8 protein-coding genes are annotated in these 8827 nt (G+C 42.8%); 3 read left to right on the plus strand and 5 right to left on the minus strand.

Going from position 1 to position 8827, the window contains the following annotated elements; genetic code table 11:
* Positions 1–147: 147 nt before the first annotated feature.
* Positions 148–1878, minus strand: a complete 1731-nt coding sequence (locus tag IM479_RS13040; protein WP_287687066.1) for a diflavin flavoprotein — start codon at positions 1876–1878, stop codon at positions 148–150.
* A 365-nt stretch (positions 1879–2243) separates the two neighbouring features.
* On the opposite strand from IM479_RS13040, the gene IM479_RS13045 reads away from it, so the two are divergent.
* A complete protein-coding gene (locus IM479_RS13045; protein WP_287687067.1) occupies positions 2244–2534 on the plus strand; it encodes a hypothetical protein in 291 nt (96 codons plus the stop codon).
* 124 nt (positions 2535–2658) lie between these two features.
* Here IM479_RS13045 and hypF read toward each other — a convergent pair whose 3' ends face one another.
* The 3 genes from hypF to IM479_RS13060 are packed head-to-tail and all read right to left on the minus strand — an operon-like array spanning position 2659 to position 6068.
* Positions 2659–4923, minus strand: a complete 2265-nt coding sequence (gene hypF, locus IM479_RS13050) for a carbamoyltransferase HypF (protein WP_287687068.1) — start codon at positions 4921–4923, stop codon at positions 2659–2661.
* Between the two features lie 49 nt (positions 4924–4972).
* Positions 4973–5647 (minus strand): ATP-dependent Zn protease, encoded by a 675-nt coding sequence (locus tag IM479_RS13055; RefSeq protein ID WP_287687069.1) that lies wholly within the window; start codon positions 5645–5647, stop codon positions 4973–4975.
* 52 nt (positions 5648–5699) lie between these two features.
* Complete coding sequence (locus IM479_RS13060; RefSeq protein ID WP_287699449.1) at positions 5700–6068, minus strand: hypothetical protein; 369 nt, start codon at positions 6066–6068, stop codon at positions 5700–5702.
* Between the two features lie 366 nt (positions 6069–6434).
* Between IM479_RS13060 and hisN the strand changes: the two genes are divergently transcribed.
* Positions 6435–7241, plus strand: coding sequence for a histidinol-phosphatase (hisN, locus tag IM479_RS13065; protein ID WP_286827037.1), 807 nt, complete (start codon positions 6435–6437; stop codon positions 7239–7241).
* Between the two features lie 268 nt (positions 7242–7509).
* On the opposite strand, the gene rpe is transcribed toward hisN, so the two are convergent.
* Entirely contained in the window at positions 7510–8217 is a 708-nt protein-coding gene (rpe, locus tag IM479_RS13070; protein ID WP_287076083.1) for a ribulose-phosphate 3-epimerase, read from the minus strand.
* Between the two features lie 374 nt (positions 8218–8591).
* Between rpe and IM479_RS13075 the strand changes: the two genes are divergently transcribed.
* A partial coding sequence (locus IM479_RS13075; RefSeq protein ID WP_287687072.1) for a helix-turn-helix domain-containing protein occupies positions 8592–8827 on the plus strand: 236 nt, incomplete at its 3' end.

Here is an 8827-nt window from a genome sequence, read left to right on the forward strand (position 1 = left end):
TCAGTCTGTAGAGCGACCATAAGACCAGAACAGAGTAAATCTGTTAAGGCAGGTGCGAAACCCCGCAAGGGAAAGAAGCAGAAACCTAAATCGTGAGGTTTGGGAATCACCGTCCGTTTACGGCGGTGAGGATGTCAAAACGACAAATTAATAGTAACTGCCAGATTTGCGATGATGGATGGCGGTTAAACCCGGGTGTAAAACCTTGCCTTTTTCTGCGATCGCATAAAGCAGCCAATGATCACCGCACTCCATTCGTTGTTCTACCCGACATTCCAGATAAGCGAGCGCTTCGGCCAAAATCGGCCCACCGTTCTCAGCTTTAGTGGTTTCGATATTAGCAAAACGATCCTCTCCGGGGGCAAAAGGTTTAAGAAAATGCTTCATTAAAGCCAAATGTTGACCTTCTTGGAGGATATTAAGGACAAAAGGCGTACCGCTATAAAGCAGAGACTCGATCGCTCGTTCTTTCGCCACGGCAATAGTCAATCCGGGGGGTGTAAACGTCGCTTGCGACACCCAAGAGGCTAACATGGCGCCGCGCAATTCCCCCAATTCGCAGGTGACGATACAGAGAGAACCCACCAAACGTCCGAGAGCTTGCGATCGCCGATCGCTTTGGGATTGGTTAACATTAGTTTTCGGTTGTCTGCTTTTGCGAGCTTTTTTGACTGCTTGAGCGAAATCGGTTCCCGCTTCCTCACAGGTCTTTAAAATTGCCTCCGTGGGTTTAAATTTAACCCGAATTGGCTCAAAACCGAAGCGATAACCGCCATCCCGGAATTTACCTTCCAAAAGATCGATCGCTTCTCCACTCCAACCGTAGGAACCAAAAACCCCCACCAGCTTGCTTTTATCGCCATTTGCTAGGGTAATCCCCAAGGCGGTTTGGATAGGAGTCGGTGCGTGTCCTCCCAAAGTGGGGGAACCAAAGATCAAACCGACACTTTTTTCGATCGCCGTTTTGATCTCGTCTGGTTCGGCGGACTCGGCATTAATCGCCGTGACTGCTACTCCCGCTTTCGTGATCCCCATGGCGATCGCTTGAGCGAGGGTGGCGGTGTTGCCGTAGGCACTAGCATAAATCAGGGCGATTGTCAACTCTTGGGACTTTTGTACTGCTAACCATTGTTGATAGGAAAGGGTCAATTCGTGCATCCCGTAACGTACCAGAGGACCGTGACCAACGGCATAAAATAAGGGCGATTTAGGGGCTAATTTCTCCAAAGCGTTGCTAATTTGGCTGGCATAGGGAGCCATCAGACAATCGAAATAATAACGCCGATCTTCGTTATAAACGCTCCAACCCTCATCAAAAATTTGGTCGCCACAAACGTGCGCCCCGAATAATTTATCGGTGTAGAGAATATCAGTTTTGCTGTCGTAGGTACAGAGTTGATCGGGAAATCTGGGGTTAGGAGTGGGGATAAATTCTAATTGATGGTTTGCTCCTAAATTTAATATTTCTTCCCCCTTGACAACGAAGAGATTTAATGCTTCGGTTTCGAGAATTTTTTTCAGGGAAATTGCCCCCGGATTAGAACAAACAAAAGTGACTTGAGGAGCGATTTCTAAAAGTGCCTTGAGGGTAACGGCACGATTGGGGTTAACGTGACCGAGAATAATATAATCAATGGTTTTCGGATCGATTCTTTTAGTTAAAGCCTCTAAAAATATAGCCGAGAATGATTCCCCCGGTGGATCAAAAAGAGCGACTTTTTCACTTTTAATCAAATAACTATTGGCAGTGGTTCCCTTTTGTAATCCGTATTCAATCTCGAATTTTAACCGGTCCCAAGTGCGGGAACGAAAGACAAAAGTATCGACGGCGATTGGTGCTACTTGTACATCTCTCGGTTTGACAATTGCATTATTCATAATCTTAGTTACCAGTTATCAGTTAAGTAGTCAATTAGTTAAGCGGCAACTTGAGGCTGTGATCATTTTTTACTAGGCAAGTTTGGCATCAAAGTCAACACTTGATTTTTGACTAAATACAGCCTTTTATCGCTAGGGACGAGTGGGGAAATTTATAGGTTATCTTGCCAGCCGGAAGGACATCAATATCTAAAGTACACTATCTCTGGGAATAAACCTAGCTTCTAGCAATTTGCTCGCGAGTAACGATACTCCTCTGGGGGGATTTGCCAGTCTATTGAGAAATTCTAAAGGGAACGTGATCCCCAGAAGCGAGGTGCTAGTCTGAGGAAAACCCTGCTCTCTCCCTATCAGGCAAAGTTTTTATGAGCTATCAGCACTCGTCTTTTGACTGCACTAGCGCCAATTTTGAGAAAGCCGCTTTGACTCATTTTCGCGCTCTTGTGGCTTTTTTACCGGATAATTGCCGTGTTTACCGACAAACCTGGGAATTCTCTACGGTTCTCTGTCTCGATTTTCTAGCTTGTTTGGAGGGACTAGCAATCACCCGTCAAAATTTCGCCCATCTAGTTAATGTGGCACAAGAACTGAGTTTAGGTCAAGCAATCATTTTGAAAGTAGGCAATAAAATCGTTGAGTGGCATCGTTTAAGCTAAGATTTCAATTTTCGACAATCCCAACAGTCTAGAAAAAAATCGGCTCTCTCTGTTCTTTCTGTCTCTGTGGTTTATCTTTAACGCTGCTGACATAACCCAATAAAAATGTAGATTGTCGGCTATTCTAGAACTGTTTGAGTCTAGAAAAAGCCCCGATAATTTGACCAAGGCTAATACCACCATCATTAGTGGGAACAGTTTGCTGCCAGTAGGGTTGAAATCCCGAAGCTTGTAAGCGATTAATTGTTCTTTCCGTCAGATAACGATTTTGAAAACAGCCTCCCGTCAGGAGAATTTTTTCTCTACCTATTTTATGAGCAATTTCTACAATAATCTCACTTAAACTATTATGAAATTTAGCAGCAATTATGCCGATTTGTCCTTGTTTTTCTAAATCCTCAACAACTCCTAAAATTATCTGATTCCAATCAATAACTATGGGTGAGTCGGCGGACAAAGAAAAATTGTAATATTCCTCCGTTTTAATGCTCTCAAGGGCAAATTCTAATTGCATTGCTGCTTGTCCCTCAAAACTTAATTGATAACATAAACCTAGAATCGCCGCCACACCATCAAACAAACGCCCGACACTAGAAGTTAAAGGACAATTAATTTTTTTTGTTAACATTTGCCTAAAAATCGACCATTCCTGTTCACTAAAAGCTGATTTTATCCTAGCCGTATTTTCCATAACTTCTAGTAATCCTAAAGCCACTCGTCTGGGTTCTTTAACTGCTTTTTCTCCTCCTGGTAATGGCCAGGGTTTAAAATGGGCGACTCGCTGCCAAGAATCGGCAGTGATATAGATAAATTCTCCCCCCCAAATTGTGCCGTCTAAACCGTATCCTGTTCCATCCCAAGCAACCCCTAAAACCGGAGGTTGTAGCTGATGTTCTGCCATGCAGGATAAAACGTGAGCGTAATGGTGTTGAATGGGAATAACGGGTAAATTTAAACTATAAGCGTACTTGGTCGCTAGATATTCAGGATGGGCATCACAGGCAATAATTTCTGGTACAAACTCGTATAATTTTTTTAAACTATCGAGAATATTTTCAAAATGATTGACAGCATTAACCGTATCTAAATCGCCGATATGTTGACTGATAAAAACTTGATTTTTTTGATAGATAGCCACGGTATTTTTAAAATAACTTCCCACGGCCAGAATCGGAGGAAAATCTCCATCATTAACTTTAACGGGAAAGGGAGCATATCCCCGCGCCCGCCGCAAAATCATCGCTTTTCCCGCCATTTCCCTGATAATAGAGTCATCCACTGGTCGAACAATGGGACGATTATGAACTAGAAAAAAATCGGCGATTGTTCCCAATTTTTCTAAAGCTTCTTTTTCCTCAATACAGATAGGTTCATCGGCTAGATTACCACTGGTTGCTACAATAGGAAAGCCTAATTCTGCTAATAAAAGATGATGTAGGGGAGTATAGGGTAACATGACTCCTAGATAGGGATTACCCGGAGAAACCGAAGGAGAAAGATAATTTTTTCTTTGTTTAATCAGGACAATTGCCGCTGCAGGAGACTGCAATAATTGCGATTCTAAAGAAGATACATAACCATGCTTTTTCACTAACTCAAGATTAGGATACATCACGGCAAAAGGCTTATCCGGTCGCTGTTTACGTTGTCGCAATTTTTGCACTGCTTCCGTATTTCTCGCATCGACAACTAGGTGAAATCCTCCTAATCCTTTGACCGCTATAATTTTTCCCTGTTTAATTGCTCTAGCAGTAGCGATTAAAGCTTGATCTTTTTCCGCTAATACAGAGCCTTGACTATCTAAAAGACTAATTTGGGGTCCGCAGCGAGGACAGGCATTCGGTTGGGCATGAAAACGGCGATCCAGAGGGTTTTCGTATTCCCTTTGACATTCGGGACACTGATTAAAACCCCTCATAGTTGTGGCACTGCGATCATAGGGCAAACTCTCGATAATACTGTAGCGAGGACCGCAGTTAGTGCAGTTAGTAAAAGGATAGCGATAACGACGATTATTCGGGTCAAAAATATCGGCTAAACAATCGGGACAAGTGGCTAAATCGGGCAGAACAATTGTATTTTTTTCACCGCCGATGCTAGGACGTATGCTAAAGTTTTGATAACCGACGGGATTTAACCATTGAGTCTCAATATTTTCAATTAGCGATCGAGGTGGTTTTTCTAAAGATAATCGAGTCAAAAAAGTTTCTAGTTTGTCTCGATTGCCCTCGACTTCAATAAAAACTCCCGCTGCTGTGTTATTCACCCAACCGGCTAAGTTTAATTCCGTTGCTAATCGATAAACAAAAGGACGAAAACCGACCCCTTGTACTGCTCCGCGCACAATTAAAGCTAATCGCTGATCGGATTGATTGATCTGATTATTCATAAAAATTTAACGGGGAAATCATCAAATTCATCCCTGATTACTTTTCCCGTTATACTAAACTTTCACTAATCACCCGACAGCATTCTTCCACACTGGCCCTTTTTTCCATAGCTATCACTAAAGCTTGATAGGCAGTCTGTTGTTTTTCTAAAAGAGTTTTTGCCTGTAATAAACTCCAGCGCTCTTTTTGGGCATAATTATTCTCGGAAACCCCCGCTAATTTTAAGGCCGATTGCAGATAAAATCGATCGCTTTCTCCCCCTTCCGCTTTACCATAAACTAAGGTTTCGGCAGCAATTCCCGCCATCCACACCGTAGAAATTCGCTCTAAAAAAGCAGGAAAATCGCTAAAATTCTTGACTTTTTGCTCTAAATCTGCTAGGTCAAATTGAACACCGCCGACTCCCTCCTGGCCTTGACGAAAGGCTTCCCAAGCGGTCAAACTATAACCAGCGATCGGAATGCCTAAAATATAAGCGGTGAGAAAATGTCCGGCTTCGTGGTGAATAACTCTTTGACGGTGTTTACTAGGAGAAAGAGCATCCAGTAGCAAAGTCACGCCCCGGTTATTAAAGGTGAGAGTATCAACGGTAACTAATCCCAAGAGGCTAAGAGTAGCCAAAGCGGGAACAAAAGGCGAAATAGACAGCAAAGGACTGACAAACACGGAAAGAGTGATCGAAAAAACGGTAATCGCGATCAGATTTAAAGCTGTCTGTTCCATAAAAATTGATAAAAATATACAAATGCTTAATACTATGTTACATTCCCTAGTTTTATTTTCCCCGAATTAACCAACCAATTGCCCCACCCACAAAAGCAGTCACAATCGATATACCGATCTGTTTCCAGTTTTTTACCTCGCCAATTTTTTCAGCTAAATCGGGAATTTTTCCCACGGATACCTCGATCAGTTTCACTCTTTCATTTAAACCCGTGATTTTTGCGTCTAAAGTCCTGATTTCTCCCTTAATTTCCGTCTGTCCTATCTCCAAGACCTGAATTTCTCTTTTGATCTCTCCGACACTATTCTCGATCGCTTTTTGTCCACTCTCCAAAGAGGTTAAACGAGTTTCGATCGCTTTTTGTCCACTGATAATCAAATCTTCTAACCTTTTTAGGTCATTTTCCGTAAAAGCCGTCATCAGCTAAACTCCTAATAGATTAATTTTTTCTCGTCTTGAGATTGGGTCGATCGTTGACTAATTTAATTATGGAGTCAAAATCAAACTGTTACCCATTGATAGTTCTAGGTTCGACGCGGCAATAGGGATTTAGGGTGATAGGGAAATTTCAGCTAAATCCCCCACCTCCCCACTTCCCCTTTACCATAAATAAACATTATTGTTTGCCTGTATGGATAACTTTTATTGATGAATATTGATCGCACTATGCAAGAGGCAATAGGGATTTAGGGTGATAGGGAAATTTCCAGCTAAATCCCCCACCTCCCCATCTCTCCTTTACCATAAATAAACATTATTGTTTGCCTGTATGGATAACTTTTATTGATGAATATTGATCGCACTATCCAACTAGCTCATCAATTAGCGGACGCTTCTGGAGAGATTATCCGGCGCTATTTTCGGCAGCCCCATCTAGAAACCGAGACAAAACTCGATCAAGTTTCCTCAATAGTAACAATCGCCGATCAAGAAGCTGAGGAGGCGATGGTGGCGATTATTCGGCGAGAATTACCCGAAGATGGGGTTATTCGGGAAGAAGGAGCCAATATTCCCGCCCAAAGTGGTCGTTATTGGGTGTTGGATCCGATCGATGGAACATCCTCTTTTGTCAAGGGATTACCGATTTTTGGGACTTTAATCGGCCTAGTGGCAGAAAATCAACCGATTTTAGGAATTGTCGATCAACCGATTTTAGGCGATCGCTGGTTAGGAGTGAAGGGAAAAGCGAGTCTTTATAATAACCGGATGATTGTTAATCCCTACCGTCAAGATCGGGAACTTGTCTTAAAAAATGCCTGTTTAGCCTCCACCACTCCCTTAATGTTTATCACAGAACGACAACAAGCGATCGCTCGTCAGCTGCAAACCGTCTGTAAACGTACCGCTTTTGGGGGTGATTGTTATAACTATATGATGTTAGCCACTGGCTGCACTGCCATGCCGATGGTAATCCTAGAATCAGACCTGAAATACTACGATTTTTGTGCTTTAATCCCGATTATTGAAGGTGCGGGCGGAATAATTAGCGATTGGTCAGGTAATCCCCTACAAGCTGATTCTAGCGAAGTTTTAGCCGTCTCTAATTCTGGTTTATGGCGGCAGGTTTTAGAACAAATCAGCAGAGTGGGTTAGTGCGAATAGCAAGATAATCAGGGTTTGCGGCAAAAAGTTTTTCGTGGGGGTAGGGTATGGGGTGTGGGGTGTAGGGTGTAGGGTTTTACCGATTTTCAGGTGGTCAATTACCTAATTTTCAGGGAAAAAGTCCCGGAATTTTCCCCCCGATCACCCCCATATTCGGTACTTCTTGATTGACAAAAAGTCTAAAAGTCTTACCCAACAAGGTTTTTAGATTTATTCAGCAAGCTCTAATTAGTCAACAGCTAACCCACCCCCGCGGCAATTAAACGGTGACTAATTGAGGTTGGGGACGTTTGCTGTTACGGATACCTTCGATCGCCGTCGCGTAATCGGGGGCATTAAATACCGCCGAACCTGCTACAATCGCATTAGCACCCGCTTCGAGAACTTGCCAAGTATTAGCCGGTTTTAAGCCGCCATCCACTTCAATCCAGGGATCCAAGCCTCTTTCATCGCACATTTGGCGTAATTGACGGATTTTGGGGACAACTTCCGGGATAAAACTCTGGCCACCAAAACCGGGGTTAACGCTCATAATTAAGACTAAATCGCACAAATGCAGCACATATTCGATTAAATCTAGGGGAGTGGAGGGATTTAATACCACACCCGCTTGTTTGCCGAGTTCGCGGATTTGGCAAAGAGTACGATGGAGGTGGGGAGAAGCATTATGTTCAGCGTGAACAGAAATAATGTCAGCACCCGCTTTCGCAAAGTCAGCCACATATTTTTCCGGTTCCACGATCATTAAATGCACATCTAAAGGTTTTTTCGTATAGGGACGAATAGCGGAGACAATCAGGGGTCCAATGGTGATATTCGGGACAAAACGACCATCCATCACATCAACGTGAATCCAATCGGCTCCTGCCTTATCCACAGCCTCGATATCGGCTCCTAATTTACTAAAATCCGCCGATAGGATCGAGGGAGAGACAACGATCGACTTCGAGCTTCCGTTTTGGGTCATGGCTAACTATAGAATTTCGTGTTTATATTTTCGTAACAATCTTATCAGCAATCAGTGATCAGTGATCACTAATCGGATTTGAGTTTTCAGTCGGGGTAATCCCACGGCATTTTGTATAAATTGTAACAGACAAAAATTTCTGATTGTTGTATAGCAATAACCGCTACTGACAATCAAGGATTTCTACTCTAAAATGAAAGATATTGCCATCCCTTTTAGGGAATTTATTAGAAACTTGAGGTATATAAGTGTGACATAATCACCGTTTCGCATTTAACCTTCATCGAAAATTTGGGTCTGAAACCCCGTCGTTCTACGACGGCTTTACCGTTAAATATTAGCACATTTACGGAATATATGCTAAAATGTGAGACATGGAAAAAGCCTATTCGTTTCGATTTTACCCCACACCAGAACAAGAGTCGCTATTGCGGCGCACCTTGGGCTGTGTAAGATTGGTTTACAACAAAGCTCTCCATCTCAGAACACAAGCATGGTATGAAAGACAAGAAAGAGTAGGATATACTGAAACTTCTTCAATGCTAACCGATTGGAAAAAGCAAGAAGAATTAGACTTTCTCAATGAAGTAAGCTGTGTACCTTTGCAACA

It is taken from the genome of Microcystis sp. M165S2 (assembly GCF_020245885.1).
In the GTDB taxonomy this organism is placed as follows: domain Bacteria; phylum Cyanobacteriota; class Cyanobacteriia; order Cyanobacteriales; family Microcystaceae; genus Microcystis.